Genomic DNA, 21,520 nt, shown 5'->3' on the forward strand with positions numbered 1-21,520 from the left:
GAAGGCTAATGAGCCAGTCCCGATAACCTGCCCGTATGGCGAAGTCCCCCGTTTCCCTCAAAACCCACCGGCCCGGCAGGCAATCCACACTGGATTCCAGGCCGGTGGTGGCAGGAATCGTCACCGCGCTGGTGGGCTTTACCTCGTCTTTCGCCGTGGTCCTGTCCGGGCTGAAGGCAGTGGGGGCCGACCCCGCGCAGGCCGCCTCCGGGCTGCTGGCACTCACCGTGGCGGTGGGAGTGGGCGTGTTGTGGCTTTCCTGGCGGTCAAAAGTGCCGGTGACCCTCGCGTGGTCCACTCCCGGAGCTGCGCTGCTGGCAACGTCAGGAACGGCCGACGGCGGGTGGCCGGCCGCCGTCGGCGCCTTCCTTGCCGCGGGGATACTGATCGCCATGACCGGCCTGGTCTCCGCCCTGGGACGGCTGATGGCCAGGATCCCGGCAACCCTGGCGCAGGCGATGCTTGCCGGCGTGTTGCTGCAGCTCTGCCTCGCGCCATTCAAAGCCTTGGCCGATGTGCCGCTGTTCATAGCCCCGGTCATTGCCTGCTGGCTGGTGATGATGAAGTTCGCGCCCCGCTGGTCGGTGCCCGCGGCGCTGCTGGTGGCCTTGGTGGTGATCGGCGTTTCCCTGGCGGCGGGCGGCACGTCCCTGAACGGGACCGAAATTTTTCCTGCCTTCGACTGGACCGCCCCCACGTTCAGCCTGCAGGCGATGGCGGGTATCGCCCTGCCGCTTTTTGTGGTGACGATGGCATCCCAGAACGTTCCCGGGGTGGCAGTACTCCGGTCGTTCGGCTACGACACCCCGTGGCGTGCGTCCATGCTGGTGACCGGCGCCGGGACTGCCCTGGCAGCCCCTTTCGGCGCCCATGCCGTCAACCTTGCCGCACTGAGCGCAGCACTTGCAGCAGGTGAAGAAGCGGGGCCGGACCGGAGCAGGCGGTGGGTTGCGGGCTTTACGTCTGGGCTTGCCTACCTTGTGCTGGCTGCGTTCTCCACGGCACTGGTCACCCTGGTGGCCGCTGCACCGCCAGGCATGCTGGAAGCAGTGGCCGGCCTGGCGCTCCTGGGCACGCTGGCAAGTTCCATCTCGGCGGCGCTGGCGGACCCGGAGGACAGGATAGCTCCGGCCGTCACTTTCCTGATGGCAGCCTCCGGGCTGGGCCTTGCCGGCGTCGGCTCCGCGTTTTGGGCGCTGGCCATTGGCCTGGCAGTGCGGGCGGTACTCAGTCCGCGCCGGCCACCGGCTTCAAGCTAGGAGGGCTCGTGGTTCTGGCCTTCACGAGCCAGTGCGGTGAGGCGTGAGACTGCACGGAAGTACTTCTTCATGTAGCCGCCGGTCATCATTTCCTCGGTGAACAGCTTGTCGAAGGGAACCCCGCTGGCCAGGATGGGCACATCCTTGTCGTAGAGCCGGTCAGCCAGCACCACAAAGCGAAGCGCCACCGCCTGCTCGGTAATGGTTCCCACGTTCCGCCACACCACGCCGTCGATGCCGTCGATCAGCTGGCGGTAGCGGCTCGGGTGCACGCCGGCCAGGTGGGCGATCAGGGTGCTGAACTCATCCTGCGCCACCGTCTTGCCATCGAACTCGGCTTTCATATGGGCGGACAGTTCGCTGTTCTTCAAGGGGGCCGGGGCTGCCGGAAGCCCGCGGTGGCGGAAGTCCTCGCCGTCAATCCGGACCACGTCGAACTGGTCCGCGAGCACCTGGATTTCACGCTGGAAGTCCACTGCGGCGAACCTGCCGTCACCCAGCGAACCCGGCAGGGTGTTTGATGTGGCGGCAAGCTTCACACCGGCGTCCGCGAGTTCACGCATCAGGCGCGACATCAGCACGGTATCGCCCGGATCGTCGAGCTCGAATTCGTCGATGCAGACGAGTTTGTAACCGCTCAGCGCCTCCACAGTCTTGCGGAAGGAGAGCGCCCCCACCAAGTTGGTGTATTCCACGAACGTGCCGAAGGCCTTGGGCCCGGGCGAAGCGTGCCACAGCGAGGCCAGCAGGTGCGTCTTGCCCACACCGAAGCCGCCGTCCAGATAGATACCGGCGCGGGACGTGTCCTTTTTGCCGAACAACTTCTTGAACAGGCCACCCCCGTCACCGGACCCAACGCCCCCGGCAAAACCCTGCAGGGCATGTACTGCGTGCGCCTGGCTGGGCTGCTTGGGATCGGGGCGGTAGCTTGCAAATGACACCTGGCCGAACCGCGGTGAAGGATAGAAACCCTTGAGGAGCTCATCCACCGATACCGAGGGGGTTCGGGCGGCAAGCTGTTCGATCTGTACCAAGGTGGTCCGTTCTGCTGGTGGTTGGTCCCCAGAAAGGATACCGGCAATGTACTGCCGCTCCCGGTGGCGCCGGCCACACTTGGCGGATGCGTGATGAAGGCAACATTTCCTCCTGTTAACGGAATACGGACATCACTTGGGGCGCTGGCTAGTGTGGGAGCAGGTCCCAACACCGGTCCCGCGGATTACCCGTGCTCTCGATGAAAGGCAACGCCATGTCTTACCCGGTTGAACAGAACGAAAAGTTTGCAGCCTACGCCCACCCGGAGCGCCTGGTCTCCACTGAGTGGCTTGCAGCCGCCGTCGAAAACGGTGCCGTGGCCAGCGGCCAGCTGGTAGTAGTGGAGTCCGACGAGGACGTGCTCCTCTACGAAACAGGTCACATCCCGGGGGCCGTGAAAATCGACTGGCACACCGACCTCAATGACGAAGTGACCCGCGACTACGTCGATGGCGCCGCTTTCGCCGAGCTGGCGGCGTCGAAAGGCATCTCCCGCGACAGCACCGTGGTGATTTACGGTGACAAGTCCAACTGGTGGGCTGCCTACGCGCTGTGGGTCTTCACCCTCTTCGGACACCAGGATGTGCGGCTGCTCGACGGCGGCCGGGACAAGTGGATCGCCGAAGGCAGGGAACTGACCACAGACCGGCCTGCACCGGCACGGGGCGACTACCCGGTCGTTGAGCGCGACGATGCTCCGATCCGCGCTTTCAAGGAAGATGTGCTGGCCCACCTGGGCAAGCCCCTGATCGACGTCCGCTCCCCCGAGGAATACACCGGCCAGCGCACCCACATGCCGGCCTACCCCGAGGAGGGCGCGCTGCGCGGCGGCCACATTCCTACTGCTGCCTCCATTCCGTGGGCCCGGGCGGCCGCGCCGGACGGAACTTTCCGCAGCCGTGAGGAACTCGACGCCCTCTACCTGGGCGAGGCCGGCCTGACCGAAGGCGACGACGTTGTGGCTTACTGCCGCATCGGCGAGCGTTCCAGCCACACCTGGTTCGCCCTGAAGTACCTCCTGGGCTTCGAAACCGTCCGCAACTACGACGGTTCGTGGACCGAGTGGGGCAACGCCGTGCGCGTGCCCATCGTCAAGGGCGCCGAGCGCGGGTCCTTTCCCGTCGCCGTCGGAGCCTGACGCCGCCTCCCCTGTGGATCCTGCGTAAACTTGGAAATGATGACTACTCAAGCACTGCCCACCGCCCTTGCGGCCATTGTGGACGACTTCCAGGCCCTGACGGAGCCCGAGCGGCTGCAACTGCTGCTCGAGTTCTCGCAGGGCCTGCCGGAACTGCCCGAGCGCCTGAAGGACCATCCCGAACTGCTCGAACAGGTGGTGGAGTGCCAGTCCCCGCTGTTCCTGACCATCGAGACGGAAAAGGGCGGCGGCCCGGCCGGCGCCGTGCGGCTCTTCTTCAAGGCTCCGGCAGAGGCTCCCACCACGCGGGGTTTTGCCGGTGTGCTGCATGAAGGCCTGGACGGGTTGTCCGCCGAGGAGATCCTCTCGGTCCCGGATGACATGCCCGAACTGCTGGGCCTGACCCGCGCCATCACGCCGCTGCGGATGCGCGGAATGACCGCAATGCTGGGAAGGATCAAGCGCAAGGTTGCCGCTTCCACGGCTGTGCGCTCCTAGCCGTCCGCCCGGAACCGATGGCACGCAAAAACGCATCACAGGGAACTCCGGCCACCGCCGTACTGGCGGCCGCCGGGGTTCCCTTTGTGGTGCATCCCTACGATCACGATCCCGCCGCCGCAAGTTACGGCGCCGAAGCTGCCCAGGCGCTGGGAATCGAACCTGGAAAGGTCTTCAAAACGCTGATGGTGGAGGTCGAAGGGAAGCTGACGGTGGGGATCGTGCCGGTCAGCGGCACACTCGACCTCAAAGCGTTCGCAGCCGCCATGGGAGCCAAGAAGGCGGCGATGGCGGACCCTGCTGCCGCCCAGCGGCGCACCGGATACGTCCTTGGCGGCATCTCCCCGCTCGGCCAGCGGCTTCCCTCCCCTACAGTCCTGGACCACAGCGCCCTGGCGCTGGAGACGTTGCTGGTCTCGGGCGGCAAACGAGGCCTGGACATCGAGCTGGCACCCGCGGACCTGATCCGTCTCACCCACGCCGTCACCGCGCCCATCAGCTCGGTGCAGGCTTCGAAGGACTAGAAAAAGGGGAGACTGATCCAGGTGTCACAGGCATATAATCGCGGCACCATCCATCAGTCCCGTCAGCCGCCGGGGCCGCAGTTTTCAGGAGCAACGGCATGCTCAAGGCCCTGCTGTGCAAGATCAACCTGGGACACCACTGGCTGGCCCAAGAGGACGCTGACGGCAATTTCGGCCGGCGCTGCGTGAACTGCGGAAAAGTGGACCGGCACGGCGCCATGTGGTCGGAACGGCTGTCGGACCGCGACCACCCACATGCCACCCGTCCGGACATGCCGACCAGCGACTTCTAGGCGCGTTCCCCGCGCAGTGCAGCGTCGCGTCCCTGCCTGGCTGCACCCGGATTCAGGCGGGGCGCCAGCTGTTTCCGCAGCCACGCTTTGACCACGCGCTCCCAGCGCTCCGGATCAACATTCCACTCCTTGGTATGCCGGGCATGGTTGAAGGCCTCGAAGGTGACCATTTCCGGATTGCGTTCTGCCAGCAGCGCGGACGGGCCGTAGGGCACATACTCATCGTCCACGCTGTGGATGATCAAGGTGGGCGTCCGTAGTTCAACTGCCCGCGACACCCAGTCCATCGCCTTGAGGTCCACCGGTGCGGACAGCCCGGTGAGGCGCCGGCCCAGCGGGTGCCCCAGCATGAGTTGCCCGTACCGCCCCACCAGTGACGGAATCTTGTTCAGCTGGGCGTGGTGGGCCAGCACGGTCACCCAGTCAATGACGGGCGCATCCAGCACCATGGCCCGGATCAAATGACGGTAGCGGGACAGATCCGCAGTCTGCAGGCAGATGGCGCCGCCCATGGACCAGCCGAACAGCACAATCTCCTCGGCCCCGTTCGCCAAGGCATACTCAATGGCCGCCTCGATATCGCGCCACTCCGTGGACCCCAGGCCGTAACGACCGTCGTCGGCGGACGGCGCCAGCCCGTCATTGCGGTAGGACACCACCAGACTGGTCAGTCCCAGCTCCAGCGCGGGCCCGACGGCGCGCAGGGCCTCCTGCCGTGTGGCGCCGCGTCCATGGACCATCACCGCCCAGGTCCGCGCCGTCCCGCCGGCACGGACCAGCCAGGCCGGCGCCTGCCCGCGGTCCACCTCGATCATGACGTCTTCGGCAGGGATCCCGACGGCGGCCGGGTCCGGGTAGAGGGCCCCGCTCCACCAGCCCCAGCGCGCTTTGGTGAGGTCCCCTGCGTAGACCGCTTCCACCTCGCGGGACACCGTGCGCTCAGCCGGTGAATAGGAAACGATGCGGCCGATCCGGGCGTGCCCCTTGCCGCCGTCGAAAAAGAACCCGTACACGCCGTCAACGGTGGTGTCCTCATTGGCTGCCATGATCACCTGCTGCCCGTTGCCGTCCCGGATCACGGCCAGCACTTCCTGGTTTGCCGCCCGCTGGCGCGCGGGGGTGATGACGCGGCGAGCAAAGTACACGGCGAGCGCTGACGATCCCGTGGCCAGCAGCCCGGCCAGCGCACCTCCGCCGATAGCCCCGCCGATGGCCCATTTGGTCCGCAACGACAGGCCGGTGCCGGCATCCTTGGTATTCAGGAGGGGTGCGGGGCTGCTGCGCTGGAAAAGTGCCATGGAACTATTCTTACCGCCCCGGCACCGGCAGGCCGTATTTGCCGCCCGGGGGCGCAACGGCCCGGCACATCCCTGAGCCCGGCAGACCCCTGAACCAGTGCGGGCGCACCTTGCGCGGGACTAGGCTAAGGCCATGAGTGATCCCATCGTCATCCTGACCGAAGAACCCCTGGGCGCGGACGACCGCCTGAACATCGAGCGTCTTGTGGACGGAGGAGACACGCGGCTCCTGGTCCTGGTTCCGGCCAATACCGAACGCCATCTGCTGGTGGACTTCCTTGAGAACCTTTCCATGCTGGACATTGCCAAGGCATTCCGCGAACTGACATCCCATGCCCCGGATCCTGCCTCCGAGCGGGCGCAGGCGGCGGAGACCCTCGCGGTGTCGCTGGCAGCGCTGGCGGGGCTCGGCGCGGGCGTCACGGGAGAAGTTGTCGACGGCGGCGCGGTGCAGGGCCTGGTAGCCAAGGTGAAGGAAAGCGGTGCTTCCCAGGCCGTGGTGGTCACCCGGCCGCACGCCGTGGCGGATACGTTCCATACTGACTGGGCGAACAAGGCCCAGGACCAGCTGGGCCTGCCCGTCCTGCACCTGTATGCAGGTTCGGGATTTATCGGCGACTCCTGAGCGTTGAGAAGGCTATGAGCATCTTCGGAAACAACATCCTGGGAAAGAACCTCTTCGGAAACAAGGACGCAGATCCGGCTCCCGAGTCCCCCGCCGCCGAGCCGAGCGTCCAGAAGACCGATGCAGAGTGGCGGCAGGAGCTCACGCCGGAGGAATACCACGTACTCCGCCAGGCCGGCACCGAGCGTCCGTTCACGGGTGAATACTGGGACACCCATACTGCCGGCGTCTACCAGTGCCGGGCGTGCGGGGCGGAACTGTTCACCAGCAATGAGAAATTTGATTCCCACTGCGGGTGGCCCTCCTTCTTTGCACCGCTGGCTGAAGGCACCGTCCGCTACATCCACGACCGCACCCTCGGCATGGAGCGGGTGGAGGTGCGCTGCGCCACCTGTGATTCCCACCTGGGGCACGTGTTCGACGGCGAGGGCTACCCCACACCCACGGACCAGCGGTACTGCATCAATTCCGTCTCCCTGAAGCTCGTTCCGCGCGAAGAACCGCAGGCCAGCGGGCCAGCAACGGAAGCCTGAGATCAGGAAAGGCTGGACCTTCTCCTTGGTCCTACGGCCCGAAGGAAAAGCTTTTCTTAGGCTAGGCCGCTTTTCAGATTAGTCCTGCTGGTTGCTTGTTACGCTCGCCATAGATAGCAAGCAACCAGAAAGGCGCCGACGATGACCGAAACACTGATCACCGCTTCCACCGGTATTTCCGCGGAAAACCAGGACTGGACCAGGCTCAAGGCGGCCGCCACGGCCATCCAGCTGCTGCAGGTGAAGGACGGCTCCATTCCCGACGCCGCAAACCATGCCGAGGCATCGTTGTATGTCAGCAGCATCGTTGATGCGGTCCGCGCCCTGGCCCCCGCCTTCCCGCACGATGCCGACTACCTGGATGCGGTCTGCGCGGATTTCGCCGCCTGGGAAGCCAAGGGCTTCGCCATCCCCGATTTCCTGTCCTCGCTGCTCGCCTTCCAGCCGCAGGAACTGCGCCAGGACGGCCTCCAGCACCTGGTGGTCTTCCCCATGTACACCCAGAACGGGAGCAGCAACAGGCTGGTTGAGGCCGTCCTGATTGAAGTGATCTGGCCGGAGTTCATCGCAGGCCTTGAAGGCGGGGAGTACTCAAACAAACTCTTCGTTCCCATCCGCTTCCTCGACTTCACGGCCGGCTACGATACCAACTCCGCAGTGCTGTTCCCGGAGACAGTGGCCGTCAGCGAAACCCCCACGTTCACCTGGGGTGCCATCTTCGCTGACCGGGAAGCCGCCCGCTTCCGCCGCGTGCTCAAGGCCGCCGCGGAAACCACACGCCTGGAACTCCCTGAAGGAGCGGCCGAACTCCTCGCTGACCAGGACCTGACAGAGGCCACCTTTGTGATGTGGGACCTCATCCACGACCGCACCCACATGCGCGGCGACCTGCCCTTCGATCCCTTTATGATCAAGCAGCGGATGCCGTACTTCCTGTACTCGCTGGAGGAACTGCGCTGCGACCTGACCGCCTTCCGCGAATCGGTCCGGATCGAGAAGGACGACGACGCCGACCCGGAGGCACGCCGCCACGCCAAGCTGGTGCAGTACGCCATCATCTTCGACCGCATCTTCCGCTTTGCGATCACCGGCAGCCGCGTCCGCAACTATGACGGACTCGGCGGCCAGCTGCTGTTCGCCTGGCTGCACCAGCAGCACGTCCTGCACTGGACTGACACGCGGCTCACCATCGACTGGGACGAAGTTGCCGACGCCGTCATCGCCTTGGGAGCAAGCATCGATGAGCTGTACTGGCGTTCCATCGACCGGCCGAAAACCGCCCACTGGCTCGCCGCATACAAGCTCATCTCCGCTACCGTTACTCCTAACCCGGCATCAGCCTGGGCCAAGGGACCGGAAGGGCTGGCACTGGCCGGCCCCCCGCGCGGCCTGACGGACCAGGTGCTTGACGACGAGTTCCCGCTGTCCATGTTCTACGAAGCACTGGAGAAAAAGATGCGCCCCGTGATCGAATCCACCGCCGGAATCACCGGAGCCTCCGCACTGTGACGGAGGAACCGGCAACAGCTCAAACAGCGCCAGCGGCGCCTGCCGTGGACGTACCCCGCCTGAACATCCTGGTGACCGGCGGCAGCGGCGCGTCCGGCATCGCCGTCGCACGCGCGCTGCACGATGCCGGCCACCGTGTGATCACCGTGGGCTCGGACCAGGCGCGGATCGAAGCGGCAGCGCAACAGGCGGGCGACGGCGTCACGGGACTTGTGTGCGACCTCGCCGCTTTGGCGGACGTGAGGCAGTTGAGGAAGGACGTGGGCGCGGCCGGCGGAAACGGGAACGCCGGTACCGTTGATGCCGTGATCCACCTGGTGGGCGGCTGGCGCGGAGCCAAAGGCATCAGCGACCAGACCGATGAGGACTGGGACTTCCTGGAACGCGGCGCCATCACCACGCTCCGGAACGTGTCGCGGGTGTTCTACGACGACATTGCCGCATCGCGCCGCGGCCGCTTCGCCATGGTGTCCTCCACCGCCGTGGAAAAACCGGCAGCGGCCACGGCCAGCTATGTCGCCGCCAAGGCAGCGGCGGAGGCTTGGACCATGGCTGTGGCGGATGGTTTCCGCCGGGCAGCCGCCGACCGTCCAGGCGCGGACAACGGCACCGGACCGGCCGCCGTCGTCCTGGTGGTCAAAGCGCTGGTGGACGACGCGATGCGCCGCAGCCACCCGGAACGCAGCTTCCCCGGCGCCACGGACGTGAAAGACCTTGCCCGTGCCGTCGTCGGACTCTTCGACGCATCCGCGGACCAGCTGAACGGCACAAGGCTCCGGCTTGCGCCCTGACGGCACAGCCCGGCGAAACCTAGACTGAAAGCGTGACCAAAGCCATGACCACAACAGCAGAAACTGCCGCCGGGATCCGGCTGCACGATCCCAACGTCCGCGGGTTCGCCTCGGACAACTATTCCGGCGTCCATCCGGAAGTCCTCGCGGCCCTGGCCGCCGCCAATGACGGCCACCAGGTGTCCTATGGCGAAGACGAGTACACGGCCAGGCTGCAGGAGGTGCTGGAAGGCCACTTCGGCCCCGGCATCGAGAGCTTCCCGGTCTTCAACGGCACCGGCGCCAATGTCCTGTCCCTGCAGTCGCTGCTTCCCCGCTGGGGTGCGGTGGTGTGCGCCTCCACCGCCCACATCAACATGGATGAAAACGGCGCGCCGGAACGCATCGGCGGCATCAAGCTCCTGCACGTCCCCACCCCGGACGGCAAGCTCACGCCTGAACTGATCGACCGTGAGGCCTGGGGCTGGGGCGACGAGCACCGCGCCCAGCCGCTCGCCGTCTCCATCACCCAGACCACCGAACTGGGCACCTGCTACACGCCCGAAGAAGTCCGGGCCATCGCCGACCACATCCATGCCAAGGGAATGAAGCTCCATATGGATGGCGCCCGGCTGGCGAACGCGGCCGCCCACCTCCAGGTGCCGCTGCGGGCATTCACCCGCGACGCCGGCGTGGACATCCTCTCCTTCGGCGGCACCAAAAACGGGCTGCTGTTCGGCGAAGTGGTGGTTGCACTGAACCCCGAGGCTGCGCACGGGCTGGTGTACCTGCGCAAGATGAACATGCAGCTGGCGTCCAAGATGCGCTTTATGTCCGCGCAGTTCATCGCCCTCCTGGAAGGCGACCTCTGGCTGCGTTCCGCCTCGCATGCCAATGCGATGGCAGCCAGGCTGCGCGCCGCCGTCGACACCATTGACGGTGTGCAGCCCACGCAGAAAACCGAGTCGAACGGCGTTTTTGCCATCCTTCCCGAGGGCGTGGCCGACCGGCTGCGGCAGTCCTTCCGTTTCTACGACTGGGACGAGGCCGCCCGGGAGGTGCGCTGGATGTGTTCGTTCGATACCACCGAGGAGGACATCGATGCCTTTGCCGATGCCATCAGGCATGAGCTTCGCGCTTACCGCGGCAGCACGGCGAGCTAGTCGCGCGGCGACGGCGAGCCTTCCCGCCGTCCCCGGCCCCGTTGCGTAACCTGCGAAGGTGAACGCACTTGACCAGGTTCCCCCGGAATTTCTCCACGCCTTGGGAACCCTCAGGAAAGCCCGGTGCCGCGGGGAACTCCGCCTGGCGGAGATCCCCGCGCCGGCACGCCTGGCTCCCTTTGCCGTAGCGCTCGGCGCAGAGGTCCTCGCGCCCGGACCCAACGCGGCCGCCACTCCCCTGCACGGTCCTGCCGCCATGGCGCTGGCTGCTGCCTCGGGAACAGCCGACGACGACGAGACAGAGTTGGCAACGGGACGTTTCATTCTGCTTCACGACCCCGAAGGCTCGGCGGTGTGGGACGGCGAGTTCCGCATCGTTACCTACATCCGGGCACAGCTCGAACCGGAGATGGGCAACGACGAAATGCTGGGAACGGTGGCTTGGACCTGGCTGGTCGAGGCGCTCGAAAACCACAAGGCCCCCTACCGCGCCGCCGGCGGCACGGCCACCCGGGTCCTCTCCGAAAGCTTTGGAACGCTGGCGGACAGGCCGGGATCCATCGACATCGAACTCCGCGCCTCCTGGACTCCGGCCACCTCCGATGTCACCGCCCACCTCGAAGCCTGGTCCGACATGGTGTGCACCTTCGCCGGCCTGCCGCCGCTTCCGGACGGCGTCACCCCGCTGCCGCAGCGGCGCCGGAACTAGCGCCGGTGGCGTGCGGCGAATTCCGGACGAAAGCCCCGCGGGGTCTCGGCGTCAGCCCGGAATCGGCCGGCCGGTAAACTGAAGGCATCATGACCCCTAACATTCCGGAAAACACCACGGCCGGCGTCCCGGCTGCTGATACCGTACCCCACATCACGGTGGAGGGCTTCGACGCCCCCATCCCCCAAATCATTGAACTCGATTCGCCCCGCGACGGCGTTCCGCTGGTCATCGAAACGCAGGCCGGGCTGGAGCGGTGCGCAGCCGCCATCGCCGCGGGCACCGGACCGGCCGGCGTGGACGCCGAACGTGCCTCCGGCTTCCGCTACGGACAGCGCGCGTTCCTGGTCCAGATCCGCCGCGAAGGTGCCGGTACCTGGCTGATCGACCCCGAACCCTTCGACAACCTGGACATCATCAACGAAGCCCTCCGCGGCGTGGAGTGGATCCTGCACGCCGCCAGCCAGGACCTGCCCTGTCTGCACGAGCTCGGGATGTGGCCGGACAAGCTCTTCGACACCGAACTCGCCGCCCGCCTGGCCGGCCTGCCCCGGGTGGGACTCGCCGCCGTCATCGAACAGCTGCTGGGTTTCGGACTCGCGAAGGAGCATTCCGCGGCAGACTGGTCCACCAGACCCCTTCCCGAGCCGTGGCTCCGGTACGCCGCCCTGGACGTTGAGGTCCTCACCGAACTGCGGGAAGAACTCATCGAGCTCCTCGAAGCGGACGGCAAGCTCGAGTATGCGGAACAGGAGTTCGCCGCCATCCTGGCTGCCGGACTGCCTCCCGCCCGCGTCGACCCCTGGCGGAAAACCTCCGGCCTGCACCAGATCCGCGACCGGCGCCAGCTGGCCGCCGTCCGGGAGCTGTGGCTGGAACGCGATTCCCTGGCCCAGAAGAGGGACGTCGCGCCCGGCCGGCTGATCCCCGATTCTGCGCTTGTTGCCGCAGCCAAGGCCATGCCGTCCACGGTGCCCCAGCTGCTGGGAACCAAGGGCTTCCACGGCAGGGCAGCCCAGCGCGAAGCTCCCCGCTGGCTGCGCTGCATTGCCACAGCCCGGGACCTGGAAGAACTCCCCCCGCTGCACCTGGCCACCAATGCCCCACCGCCTCCCCGGGTCTGGGCCGACCGGGACCCCGAAGCCGCCGCACGGCTCGCCACAGCAAGGCCCATGCTGCAGGAGAAGGCCGACCAGCTGAAGCTCCCTCTGGAGAACCTCCTGACCCCGGATTACTTGCGGCGCGTGGCGTGGCGGCCCCCGGCGGAGACCAGTGCGGCCTCCATCGCTGCCGAGCTCCGGGCGTTGGGTGCCCGCGAGTGGCAGGTTGAACTGGCAGCGCCCCTGATTGCCGACGCGTTCCTCCACCCGCAGCCGCTCCCGGCCAAGGAACCCAAGCCGGACGTGGCCGCCGCCGGATAGCCCGCCCGACGCTCTCTCACTTAATGCGCGCTTTTTTGTAACGCTCTCTCACTTAAGGCGTGAATTCTGGCAACGCTCTCTCACTTCGCGCCTGAATATCGTCAAATCTGCGGTTATGTGGCGGCCTTTACCGATTGGTAGATATCGCTAGTTGCCGGTGACTAGGATGCCGGCGGCTGTTTTGGTGGTCAGGCGTCTGCTTCTCGTCGGATGATCGCAAGTCCTTCGTCATAGGTGGTAACTGCGAACTCTGGGAAACGCGAGGTGAACTTCGTGGAGTCGAAGCGGTTGTCATGCTCGTAGCGCGGGAGGAGTTCCCTGAGCTCCCGGACCTGCGCAGAAACCAGACCGGCGGCGTTCAGAGCCCACCGTGGCACGACGGTGTAACCAGCGTCCTGACCGAACGCCTCGCTGGCCATGTTGGCGAATTCCCGGTAGGTTGGCCGCTCGCCAGCAACCGGAAGATGCCACGTCTGCCCATAGGAGTCCGGCGTGTTGCCCAGGAGCGCCAGCGCACGGCTCGCGTCCGGGGTCCAGATCAACGTTCGAAGGCGGTCATCCCGCACCGGGACGCGAGGTTTCCTGCCGGCCTTGAGAGGGTCGATGATCAGGGCGTTGGTGAAGCTCTGCGTCCGGCCTGGCCCGTAGAACTCGGGCGCCCGGGCCACGAGGACAGGTATATCGCCCCGGGCCATCTCCGCAAGCACCATTGACGCCATCGCCGCGCGGACCCGGCCCTTACGTCCTGTGGGAGCGAACTGCGTCTGTTCAGTCTGGACACTATCGTCCTGAGGGTACATGTAAGTGTTGTCGAAGTAGACGAACTTTGCACCGGCAGTCCGAGAGGCGTCCAGCGCATTCCGCAGCATCGTCGGGAACTGCGCCTCCCAGATTTCAGTATTTGCGGGCAGCCCAGCGGCGAAAAAGACGATGTCGCTACCCTCAACCGCAGAGGCTGTCTGGCCGGCGTTGAGCAGGTCCGCCCTCACCACGGCGTCGGACCCGTTGACCCTGCGGGGATTGCGGCTGACGAGCCTCAGATCGGTGGTGTATGCGCGGTGCAGCTCCCGGGCCAGCTCCACCGCGATCTGCCCGTTTGCGCCCAGTATCGTCTGCATTTTCCAACCTCAGCTTCCGATCCGCCAGAAATGAACATCACGCGGATAAAGACATGGATGACATGAGTTCCCCCATGCGATATGTTTGCACTGCTTACATCAGCGTAGAAGGGTTAAGTTAGCAGTGTCAACATCAACCAGGAGCTACCACCATGGCGACCTCCGCGCAGCCCTGCTCGCCGCCGCAATCGAAAGTCTTGAAGCGGGCGAATCCTTCTCTTTGCGTGCAGTCGCTCGTCGCGCAGGCGTATCCCCCACCGCGCCATACCGGCATTTCGCGGACAGGGAAGCGCTCGACAGCGCAGTTGCAATCGAAGGATTCAAGGACCTTCTAGCAGACCTCGAAGCTGCGCTGGCCGAGTCGGTGCAGCCGGCTGCGCCTGAGGACGTGATCGCAGCCCTGGGAGTTGCCTATGTTGGATTCGCCCTCAGGCGCCCAGCCGTATTCCGGCTAATGTTCGGTAACGAATGCGACGAGGAGAACAGTGAACGCGTGCGGGCCTCGGAGCAACTCCACGAGATGTTGAACCAATCGATCGAGCGCCTTTTCCCGGGCGCCAACCAGTCCAACCTTTCCATCGCGCTGTGGAGCATGGCCCACGGCCTGGCGTTCCTGCATCTTGACGGCAAGCTGCGGCCTCAATCCGACAACGACGTCGCGGCGCGCGTGCAGTCGGCAGTTGGGGCCATCTTCGCACTGGGCGACAAGGAACCCGGCACCTAGGCAAGCCCCGACCCGGCCACCCACTTGAGGAGTACGACCATGACCAAGCGCATTCTCCACGTCGTCACCAACGTCAGCCACTACGATGACCCGACCCACCCCACCGGCCTGTGGCTGTCCGAATTGGCTCACGCTTGGGCCGTGTTCGAGGACCACGGTTTCGAGCAGGCCATCGTCAGCCCGCGAGGCGGCCCTTCTCCCCTGGAACCGCGGTCACTTAAATTCCCCAGCTACGACAAGGCGGCCAAGTCCTGGCGGAACGACCCGGCCAAGATGACCCTTCTTGAAAACACCGCCGGCCCTGAGAGCATCAACTCGGCTGACTTCGACGCCATCTACTTCACCGGCGGCCATGCGGTCATGTACGACTTCCCTGACAGCGAAGGCCTGGAGAAAGTCACGCGCGAAATCTGGGAACGAGGCGGTGTCGTATCCTCTGTCTGCCACGGATACTGCGGCCTGCTCAACACCAGGCTTAGCGATGGCAGCCTCCTCGTTGAAGGCCGGAAGGTAACCGGCTTCGCGTGGCAGGAAGAGGTCCTTGCCAGGGTTGAGAAGCTAGTGCCCTACAACGCTGAGGAGGAGATGAAGAGCCGCGGGGCACTTTACGAGAAGGCATTGCTCCCGTTCGTCTCCTACGCCATCACTGATGGCAACCTTGTCACAGGACAAAACCCAGGGTCGGCCAAGGAGACTGCCCAGAAAGTCGCTACCCTCCTAAGTTAGCTGCCCTACTGCTGCTCGCTAGTGGTCGCGCCGTTGCAACAGCAAGCGACCACAGAACACCGCCACGCCAGCGCTCTCTCACTTGATGCGTGAATTCTGGCAATGCTCGCTCACTTTCTTGACGAAAGTGAGAGAGCGTTGGGCGATAAGCCGCATTAAGTGAGAGAGCGTCCCAGCGGGAGGGCCTTGCCGCTTATGTTACTGGCGAGTAACATCGAGAGCATTGCCGTTTGGCTGCCGCCGTCTACCGGCGCGCACCGGCGCCCATGTCTCGATGAGGAGTTACACGTGAGCACAGTCAGCAACAGCGGAGAGCGCAGCGGCGCACCCGCGCGCACTGTCCGGGACGTCGTTTTTGTCGACGGCCTCCGCACCCCCTTTGGCCGGGCGGGAGAAAAAGGCATCTACGCCGTAACCCGGGCCGACGACCTGATAGTGAAATGCATCCGGGAACTGCTGCGCCGGAACCCGTCGCTCCCGCCGGAACGCGTCGACGAAGTGGCCATCGCCGCCACCACCCAGACCGGCGACCAGGGCCTGACGCTGGGCCGGACCGCAGCCCTGCTGGCGGGACTTCCCAGGACCGTGCCCGGCTTTGCCGTCGACCGGATGTGCGCGGGCGCCATGACCGCCGTCACCGCCACCGCCGGCGGCATCGGCTTCGGCGCCTACGACGTGGTCATCGCCGGGGGTGTGGAGCACATGGGCAACCATCCGATGGGCTCGGGCGCCGACCCCAATCCCCGGTTCATGTCCGAACGGCTGGTGGACCCGGCAGCGCTGAACATGGGCAACACCGCAGAGAACCTCCATGACCGGTTCCCGTCCATCACCAAAGACCGGACCGACGCCTATGCAGTGGCTTCACAGACCAAGTTTGATGCAGCCCGCCGCAACGGCCGGATCCAGCCGGACCTGGTTCCGGTGGCAACCCTGAAGCCGGGCCAGGGCTGGACCCTCAACACCGTTGATGAACCGCCGCGGCCGGGCACCACAGTGGAAGACCTGGCAGCGCTCCGCACCCCGTTCCGTCCACACGGGCGGGTTACCGCAGGAAATGCCGCGGGACTGAACGACGGCGCCACGGCCGCCATCCTCGCATCCGCCGATGCCGCTGCCGAACTGGGACTGCCGGTCCGGATGCGGCTGGTCAGCTACGCCTATGCGGGAGTCGAGCCTGAAGTGATGGGCATCGGCCCCGTCCCCGCCACCGAAAAGGCACTGAAAAACGCCGGCCTGTCCATCGACGAGATCGGCCTGTTCGAAATCAATGAAGCCTTTGCCGTCCAGGTCCTGAGCTTCCTCGAGCACTTCGGCATTGCCGACGGCGACTCCCGCGTCAACCGCTACGGCGGTGCCATCGCGGTGGGCCATCCCCTCGCGTCCTCCGGCGTGCGCCTGATGAACCAGCTGGCCCGCCAGTTTGAGGAGGATCACTCCGTGCGGTACGGCATCACCACCATGTGCGTAGGGTTGGGGATGGGAGCCACAGTGATCTGGGAGAACCCGCACCACGCCGATTACAGCGGAACCCTCCCGGGGCCGTCCGAAGTCCGGACCCTCAACACCGAAACCGTTTCCGAAGGAGCCGCATGAGCGCCGCAGATTTCACCAAGCTTGCCGATCTGTTCCCCAACGAGACCGTGACGCACTCCTACGTCCGGGATATCGAGCTCCCGGCACCGGCCGGCAAGCCCAGCCCCGGCACCTTCGCCCTCATCACGCTGGACAACGGCCTGGACCACACCAAGCCCACCACCCTGGGGCCGAACACCCTGGTGGAGCTGGGCACGGTGCTTGAGGAGCTCCGGGAGCGGGCCGGCCGCGGCGAGATCGTCGGTGTGGGCGTGACCGGCAAGCCCTACTTCCTGGTGGCCGGAGCGGACCTCTCCGCCGTCAAGAACCTGGAAGAGCGCGAGCACGGACTCTGGATGGCCCAGCTGGGCCACGACGTGTACGGCACACTCGCCAACCTCGGCGTTCCCAGCTTCGCGTTCATCAACGGCACAGCCCTGGGCGGCGGCCTTGAGGTTGCCCTGCAGTCCACCTACCGCACTGTGTCCACCGGTGCGGGTGCGCTGGCCCTGCCGGAGGCCTATCTTGGCCTGGTTCCCGGCTGGGGTGGCGTGTACCTCCTGCCGCGCCTCATCGGCCCGGAGAACGCGGTGAAGGTCATGATCGAGAACGCGCTCAGCAACAACCGGACGCTCACCGGCCCGCAGGCCTTCGCACTCGGTATCGCCGACGCAATGTTCGAACCCGCGGATTTCCTCGAGCAGTCCCTGGCCTGGGCCGGGAAGGTCATCTCCGGTGAGGTGGCGGCAAAGCGTCCCAACGCCGTCGACCCCGCTGATCCGGAAACGGCCGCGCGCTGGTCGGCAGCAGTGGCTGCCGGCCGGGCACTGGTGGAAGCGAAGACGTCCAATGCGGCTCCTGCTCCCGGCAAGGTCCTGGACATCCTGGAAGCCAACCGGACCATGACCCAGGCCGAGTCCGCGGCACTTGAGTGCGAAACGCTCGCCGAACTCATGCAGACCGACGAATTCCGCGCCACCGTGTATGCCTTCCTGGACCTGGTCCAGAAGCGCTCCAAGCGTCCGGCCGGCGCCCCGGACCGCAAGCTGGCGCGCCCGGTGACCAAAGTAGGGGTGGTGGGCGCGGGCCTGATGGCAAGCCAGCTCGCGCTGGTGTTCGCACGCCAACTGAAAGTGCCCGTCGTAATGACGGACATTGACCAGGCCAGGGTAGACAAAGGCGTGGGCTACGTCCACGCCGAAGTGGACAAGCTGCTGGCCAAGCAGCGCATCAGCCAGGATGCCGCCAACCGCACCAAGGCGCTGGTGACCGGTTCCGTTTCGAAGAATGTTTTCGCCGACGCGGACTTTGTGATCGAAGCGGTCTTTGAAGAGCTGAACGTCAAGAAGCAGGTGTTCGCCGAACTGGAGGGGATCGTTACTCCGGAGTGCATCCTGGCCACCAACACCTCGTCACTGTCTGTCACGGCCATGGCGGAGAACCTTCAGCATCCCGAACGGCTGGTGGGCTTCCACTTCTTCAACCCCGTGGCCGTGATGCCGCTGCTGGAAATCGTCCGGGCCCCGGGGACCGATGACGCCGTGCTGGCCACCGCCTTTGAACTGGCCAAGGCCCTGAAGAAGACCGGGGTGCTGGTCAAGGACGCCGCCGCGTTTGTAGTGAACCGCATCCTGCTGCGGCTGATGGGCGAAGTGACCGCGGCCTTCGATGAAGGCACTCCGGCCGAGGTGGCGGACAACGCCCTCCGCCCCATGGGCCTGCCCATGACTCCGTTTACCCTCGGCGCGATGGTTGGCCTTCCCGTGGCGCAGCACGTCCAGGAGTCGCTGCATGCGGCCTTCGGCGACCGCTTCACAGTGTCCGCCAACCTGCAAAAGCTCATCGACAACGGCGTCAAGGGCCTGTGGGCTCCCGGGCCTGACGGCGGCCAGGTGATCCCTGAATCCACGCTGTCGCTGCTGTCCTTTGGCACCAACCCATCCACCGGCGACGAGGTGTTGCGCCGCACCCAGGACGCCCTCGCCGAGGAGATTGGCCTGATGCTGGCCGAAGGTGTGGTGGCGGGGCCCGAAGACATCGACCTCTGCATGATCCTCGGGGCCGGCTGGCCGCTGTTCTTGGGCGGCATCACCCCCTACCTTGACCGGGTGGGAGCCTCGGAACGGGTCAACGGCAAGCGCTTCCTCCCGCCTGGAGTGGCCTCCCGCAAGGCAGCGGACAACCCGGCGAACGTGTAAAGCGCTAGAGGCCAGCGCCTCAGCTGAAGCATCGCACAAGGGCTCCGTCCGGTTCCTCCGGACGGAGCCCTTGTGTATGACAGGCCCTTTGTGTTTGTTGCCCCTCATCCCCGGCCGGGTCAGAGCGGTGCCAGCCGCCCGCCGTCGAGCGTTAACAGGCGGTCCGCCACCGAGCGCGCGTAGGGCACATCGTGGGTGACCAGGACGACGGCGGCGCCCGCCGCTGCTGCGTTCCGCACCGCTGCGTCCAGCAGGCTGAGCCCGTCCCCGTCCAGGGCCACCGTAGGCTCGTCCAGGGCCAGGACCGCCGGCCTCCGGGCGAGGACCGTTGCCAATGCCAGGAGCCGCTGCCGGGATGCCGGCAGCTCTGCGGGGTGGGCATCCGCGTGCGCGGACAATCCCACATCAGCCAGCGCAGCCCCGGTTCGGGCCGCCGCTTCACCGCCGCCGAACCGCCGGTCCAGGCCGAACCGCACCTCCCGGGCGGCTGTCCGTTCAAACAACTGGTGGCGCGGGTGCTGGAACAGCAGCCCCACAGCTGCCGCCACCTCGCCCACCGGCGTGCCGGAAATGTCCTCGCCGTGCACCAGGACAGTGCCGGAGGTGGGCCGCAGCAAACCGTTGAGGTGCCGCAGGAAGGTGGATTTCCCCGCCCCGTTCGGTCCTGTGACGGCAACGATCTCGCCGGGCATGAGCTGGAGGTCGACGCCCCGGAGCACCTGTTGTGGCCTGTCCCCCGCTGATCCGCCCGTGGCTGCCCGGGCCCTCCTGCCTTTCGCCGCCTTGTCTGTGTACCCGAAGGCAACGTCGCGGAGCTCCAGGACGGGCGCCGAAGCCTGCGCTGGGTGCGAAGGCCTGCGCTGGGGCTGCTGCCGGGACCCGAGCCCACTGGCGCGGGCCCGACTGATGCCTGCCGGCAGGAGTCCGGGCGTGGCGCAGAGTTCGGCAGGGGTGCCGCGGGCCGTCAGCGTGCCGCCGTCCAGCACCATCCACCGTTCCGCAGCGAGCAGCGTCTCCTCCATAGCCTGGCTAAGGATCACGACGGCGGTCCCCCGCCTGAGGAGCGGGCCCAGCAGGTTTGTCAGTTCATCCGTCCCGGCTGCGTCCATGGAGGCGAAGGGCTCATCCATGATGAGCACGTCGGGTTCAGCGATGACGGCACAACCGATAGCGAGGCGCCGCAACTGCCCGCCGGAGAGTGTGTCCGGGTGGCGGTCCAGCAGCCCGCGAAGGCCAAGCAGAACCGCCGTTCGTTCCACCGCGGCCTTCATGGCCGGCCGGTCCGTGCCGGCATTTTCCAGGCCGAACGCCAGTTCTTCGGCGACGGTGGCCCGGACCGTGGACAGGATGGCCGAGGCGTCCTGCGGGACGAAACCCACCCGCCGGCCCCACTGTGCCGGGTTGATCCGCGGATCATCTGCCGCGCCCTGGAACTGCAGCGTGGTTCCGGAAAGCGACAGGCAACCTTGCAGCCGTCCCCCGGGTCCTGGCGGAAGCCAGCCTCCCAGGAGCCGGCCAAGGGTGGTTTTGCCGCTGCCGGACGGCCCCAGGATTGCCGTCAAAGTCCCGGGTTCGAAGGAGAGGTCCACGTCGCGAAGGACCGGTGCGTCGTCATGGAAAGCGAAGCGCCTGATGACGGCACCCAGGACGGTATTGGATTCCATCTAGGTGCCCGCCTGCACCAGACGGGCGGCCACGGCTGCTGCGGCTGCCAGCAGCAGGACAATCCGGAGCATCCGCTCCCACGGCCGGTCCGGCACCTCACGATAGCTGTTCCGCGGGCCGGTGCCGCCGAAACCGCGGGCGTCAAGGGCTGCGGCACGGGTCGCGGCGTCCTCCACCAAAGCGGACACGAGCGGCACTGCCTGCAGCCGGAACGCCGCAGCCCGCGCCAGGATGCCGCGCCGGATCACCAGCCCCCGTGCTTCCTGGGCCTGGCGGATGCGCTCCAGCCGGGAGGTGATGGCGGGCAGCAGGGTGAGGGTGGAGGCCAGCACGAAGGCAAACCGCCCGTGCACCCCTTTGGCCGATAAAGCCGCCACCAGGTCCGGAACACTCACGCTGAAGGAGAACACCAGCAGGGCCAGAACCGCGGCGGAAAGCTGGGCCGCCCGCTGGACTGCGAAGGAGAGCCCCTCGGAGGTTACGCGCGCCGGTCCCCATTCGGCCAGCACAGTAATGCCTTCCGGGAAAAACAGTCCATGCAGCACCAGCAGTGACAAGCACAGCGGCACCAGGATGGCAGCTGCCGCAGGCAGGAGCCTGCGGAACGTACCGGCCCAGGCCGCGAGGCCCGCTGCCGCCGCGATCACGGCGAGCGACAGCGGAAGGCAGGCTGCCGCCGTCGTAATTACTGCCGTACTGCCGGCGGCCGCCAGGGAGGTCAGCGGATGTAATCGCATCA

21 protein-coding genes are annotated in these 21,520 nt (G+C 66.2%); 16 read left to right on the top strand and 5 right to left on the bottom strand.

Features of this window, described 5'->3' with window-relative positions; genetic code table 11:
* Positions 1–35 precede the first annotated feature (35 nt).
* Positions 36–1,259, top strand: a complete 1,224-nt coding sequence (locus QRN11_RS10345) for a benzoate/H(+) symporter BenE family transporter (protein ID WP_285250894.1) — start codon at positions 36–38, stop codon at positions 1,257–1,259.
* On the opposite strand, the gene zapE is transcribed toward QRN11_RS10345, so the two are convergent.
* Entirely contained in the window at positions 1,256–2,293 is a 1,038-nt protein-coding gene (gene zapE / locus QRN11_RS10350; protein WP_091420118.1) for a cell division protein ZapE, read from the bottom strand. The two genes, QRN11_RS10345 and zapE, sit on opposite strands and share 4 nt — an antisense overlap.
* 215 nt (positions 2,294–2,508) lie before the next feature.
* Here zapE and QRN11_RS10355 point away from each other — a divergent pair, with 215 nt between their 5' ends.
* The 4 genes from QRN11_RS10355 (at position 2,509) to QRN11_RS10370 (ending at position 4,747) form a co-directional block, all read left to right on the top strand.
* Entirely contained in the window at positions 2,509–3,432 is a 924-nt protein-coding gene (locus QRN11_RS10355) for a sulfurtransferase (protein ID WP_091420254.1), read from the top strand.
* 39 nt (positions 3,433–3,471) lie between these two features.
* Complete coding sequence (locus QRN11_RS10360; protein ID WP_091420116.1) at positions 3,472–3,930, top strand: SufE family protein; 459 nt, start codon at positions 3,472–3,474, stop codon at positions 3,928–3,930.
* Positions 3,931–3,947: 17 nt separating this feature from the next.
* Complete coding sequence (gene ybaK / locus QRN11_RS10365; protein ID WP_285250895.1) at positions 3,948–4,454, top strand: Cys-tRNA(Pro) deacylase; 507 nt, start codon at positions 3,948–3,950, stop codon at positions 4,452–4,454.
* Between the two features lie 98 nt (positions 4,455–4,552).
* Positions 4,553–4,747: a hypothetical protein gene (locus tag QRN11_RS10370; protein WP_285250896.1), complete on the top strand. Its 195-nt coding sequence runs from the start codon at positions 4,553–4,555 to the stop codon at positions 4,745–4,747.
* Here the strand turns inward: QRN11_RS10370 and QRN11_RS10375 are convergent.
* Positions 4,744–6,045: an alpha/beta hydrolase family protein gene (locus QRN11_RS10375; protein ID WP_285250897.1), complete on the bottom strand. Its 1,302-nt coding sequence runs from the start codon at positions 6,043–6,045 to the stop codon at positions 4,744–4,746. The genes QRN11_RS10370 and QRN11_RS10375 overlap by 4 nt on opposite strands.
* A 133-nt stretch (positions 6,046–6,178) precedes the next feature.
* Between QRN11_RS10375 and QRN11_RS10380 the strand changes: the two genes are divergently transcribed.
* From QRN11_RS10380 to QRN11_RS10410, 7 genes are all read left to right on the top strand, one after another.
* The gene (locus QRN11_RS10380) at positions 6,179–6,670 is read left to right on the top strand and encodes a hypothetical protein (RefSeq protein ID WP_142058153.1); all 492 of its coding nucleotides are present in this window, start codon (positions 6,179–6,181) and stop codon (positions 6,668–6,670) included.
* Between the two features lie 14 nt (positions 6,671–6,684).
* Positions 6,685–7,203 (top strand): peptide-methionine (R)-S-oxide reductase MsrB, encoded by a 519-nt coding sequence (msrB, locus tag QRN11_RS10385; protein ID WP_285250898.1) that lies wholly within the window; start codon positions 6,685–6,687, stop codon positions 7,201–7,203.
* 141 nt (positions 7,204–7,344) lie between these two features.
* Positions 7,345–8,712, top strand: coding sequence for a DUF6421 family protein (locus QRN11_RS10390; protein WP_285250899.1), 1,368 nt, complete (start codon positions 7,345–7,347; stop codon positions 8,710–8,712).
* Between the two features lie 44 nt (positions 8,713–8,756).
* Positions 8,757–9,503: an SDR family NAD(P)-dependent oxidoreductase gene (locus tag QRN11_RS10395; RefSeq protein ID WP_285250986.1), complete on the top strand. Its 747-nt coding sequence runs from the start codon at positions 8,757–8,759 to the stop codon at positions 9,501–9,503.
* A 44-nt stretch (positions 9,504–9,547) separates the two neighbouring features.
* Positions 9,548–10,645, top strand: coding sequence for a threonine aldolase family protein (locus QRN11_RS10400; RefSeq protein ID WP_285250987.1), 1,098 nt, complete (start codon positions 9,548–9,550; stop codon positions 10,643–10,645).
* A 58-nt stretch (positions 10,646–10,703) separates the two neighbouring features.
* On the top strand, positions 10,704–11,354 hold the full coding sequence (locus tag QRN11_RS10405) for a DUF3000 domain-containing protein (protein WP_285250900.1): 651 nt from the start codon (positions 10,704–10,706) through the stop codon (positions 11,352–11,354).
* An 89-nt stretch (positions 11,355–11,443) separates the two neighbouring features.
* Entirely contained in the window at positions 11,444–12,775 is a 1,332-nt protein-coding gene (locus tag QRN11_RS10410) for an HRDC domain-containing protein (protein WP_285250901.1), read from the top strand.
* 188 nt (positions 12,776–12,963) lie between these two features.
* Here QRN11_RS10410 and QRN11_RS10415 read toward each other — a convergent pair whose 3' ends face one another.
* The gene (locus tag QRN11_RS10415) at positions 12,964–13,893 is read right to left on the bottom strand and encodes an NAD-dependent epimerase/dehydratase family protein (protein WP_285250902.1); all 930 of its coding nucleotides are present in this window, start codon (positions 13,891–13,893) and stop codon (positions 12,964–12,966) included.
* 124 nt (positions 13,894–14,017) lie between these two features.
* On the opposite strand from QRN11_RS10415, the gene QRN11_RS10420 reads away from it, so the two are divergent.
* From QRN11_RS10420 to QRN11_RS10435, 4 genes are all read left to right on the top strand, one after another.
* Positions 14,018–14,617, top strand: a complete 600-nt coding sequence (locus QRN11_RS10420) for a TetR/AcrR family transcriptional regulator (RefSeq protein WP_285250903.1) — start codon at positions 14,018–14,020, stop codon at positions 14,615–14,617.
* Positions 14,618–14,656: 39 nt separating this feature from the next.
* Positions 14,657–15,343, top strand: coding sequence for a type 1 glutamine amidotransferase domain-containing protein (locus tag QRN11_RS10425; protein ID WP_285250904.1), 687 nt, complete (start codon positions 14,657–14,659; stop codon positions 15,341–15,343).
* Between the two features lie 288 nt (positions 15,344–15,631).
* Positions 15,632–16,939, top strand: a complete 1,308-nt coding sequence (locus QRN11_RS10430) for a thiolase family protein (protein ID WP_285250905.1) — start codon at positions 15,632–15,634, stop codon at positions 16,937–16,939.
* Positions 16,936–19,116 carry a 3-hydroxyacyl-CoA dehydrogenase NAD-binding domain-containing protein gene (locus tag QRN11_RS10435; RefSeq protein ID WP_285250906.1) on the top strand — a complete coding sequence of 727 codons (2,181 nt, stop codon included), beginning with the start codon at positions 16,936–16,938 and terminating at the stop codon, positions 19,114–19,116. The genes QRN11_RS10430 and QRN11_RS10435 overlap by 4 nt, the downstream gene beginning before the upstream one ends.
* Before the next feature lie 119 nt (positions 19,117–19,235).
* Here the strand turns inward: QRN11_RS10435 and QRN11_RS10440 are convergent, their stop codons facing one another.
* Together QRN11_RS10440 and QRN11_RS10445 are read right to left on the bottom strand one after the other, a co-directional pair.
* On the bottom strand, positions 19,236–20,780 hold the full coding sequence (locus QRN11_RS10440; RefSeq protein ID WP_285250907.1) for an ABC transporter ATP-binding protein: 1,545 nt from the start codon (positions 20,778–20,780) through the stop codon (positions 19,236–19,238).
* Positions 20,781–21,518: an energy-coupling factor transporter transmembrane component T gene (locus QRN11_RS10445; protein WP_285250908.1), complete on the bottom strand. Its 738-nt coding sequence runs from the start codon at positions 21,516–21,518 to the stop codon at positions 20,781–20,783. It lies immediately after the preceding gene.
* Positions 21,519–21,520 lie beyond the last annotated feature (2 nt).

Origin of the sequence: Pseudarthrobacter sp. fls2-241-R2A-168 (assembly GCF_030209335.1) — a bacterium.
GTDB lineage: Bacteria > Actinomycetota > Actinomycetes > Actinomycetales > Micrococcaceae > Arthrobacter.

Excerpts from the sequence above, each read along its gene's own strand:
- QRN11_RS10345 (WP_285250894.1), top strand. The coding sequence starts at position 36 with ATGGCGAAGTCCCCCGTTTCCCTCAAAACCCACCGGCCCGGCAGGCAA.
- QRN11_RS10355 (WP_091420254.1), top strand. The coding sequence starts at position 2,509 with ATGTCTTACCCGGTTGAACAGAACGAAAAGTTTGCAGCCTACGCCCAC.
- QRN11_RS10360 (WP_091420116.1), top strand. The coding sequence starts at position 3,472 with ATGACTACTCAAGCACTGCCCACCGCCCTTGCGGCCATTGTGGACGAC.
- ybaK (WP_285250895.1), top strand. The coding sequence starts at position 3,948 with ATGGCACGCAAAAACGCATCACAGGGAACTCCGGCCACCGCCGTACTG.
- QRN11_RS10370 (WP_285250896.1), top strand. The coding sequence starts at position 4,553 with ATGCTCAAGGCCCTGCTGTGCAAGATCAACCTGGGACACCACTGGCTG.
- QRN11_RS10375 (WP_285250897.1), bottom strand. The coding sequence starts at position 6,045 with ATGGCACTTTTCCAGCGCAGCAGCCCCGCACCCCTCCTGAATACCAAG.
- QRN11_RS10380 (WP_142058153.1), top strand. The coding sequence starts at position 6,179 with ATGAGTGATCCCATCGTCATCCTGACCGAAGAACCCCTGGGCGCGGAC.
- msrB (WP_285250898.1), top strand. The coding sequence starts at position 6,685 with ATGAGCATCTTCGGAAACAACATCCTGGGAAAGAACCTCTTCGGAAAC.
- QRN11_RS10390 (WP_285250899.1), top strand. The coding sequence starts at position 7,345 with ATGACCGAAACACTGATCACCGCTTCCACCGGTATTTCCGCGGAAAAC.
- QRN11_RS10400 (WP_285250987.1), top strand. The coding sequence starts at position 9,548 with ATGACCACAACAGCAGAAACTGCCGCCGGGATCCGGCTGCACGATCCC.
- QRN11_RS10410 (WP_285250901.1), top strand. The coding sequence starts at position 11,444 with ATGACCCCTAACATTCCGGAAAACACCACGGCCGGCGTCCCGGCTGCT.
- QRN11_RS10415 (WP_285250902.1), bottom strand. The coding sequence starts at position 13,893 with ATGCAGACGATACTGGGCGCAAACGGGCAGATCGCGGTGGAGCTGGCC.
- QRN11_RS10425 (WP_285250904.1), top strand. The coding sequence starts at position 14,657 with ATGACCAAGCGCATTCTCCACGTCGTCACCAACGTCAGCCACTACGAT.
- QRN11_RS10435 (WP_285250906.1), top strand. The coding sequence starts at position 16,936 with ATGAGCGCCGCAGATTTCACCAAGCTTGCCGATCTGTTCCCCAACGAG.
- QRN11_RS10440 (WP_285250907.1), bottom strand. The coding sequence starts at position 20,780 with ATGGAATCCAATACCGTCCTGGGTGCCGTCATCAGGCGCTTCGCTTTC.
- QRN11_RS10445 (WP_285250908.1), bottom strand. The coding sequence starts at position 21,518 with ATGCGATTACATCCGCTGACCTCCCTGGCGGCCGCCGGCAGTACGGCA.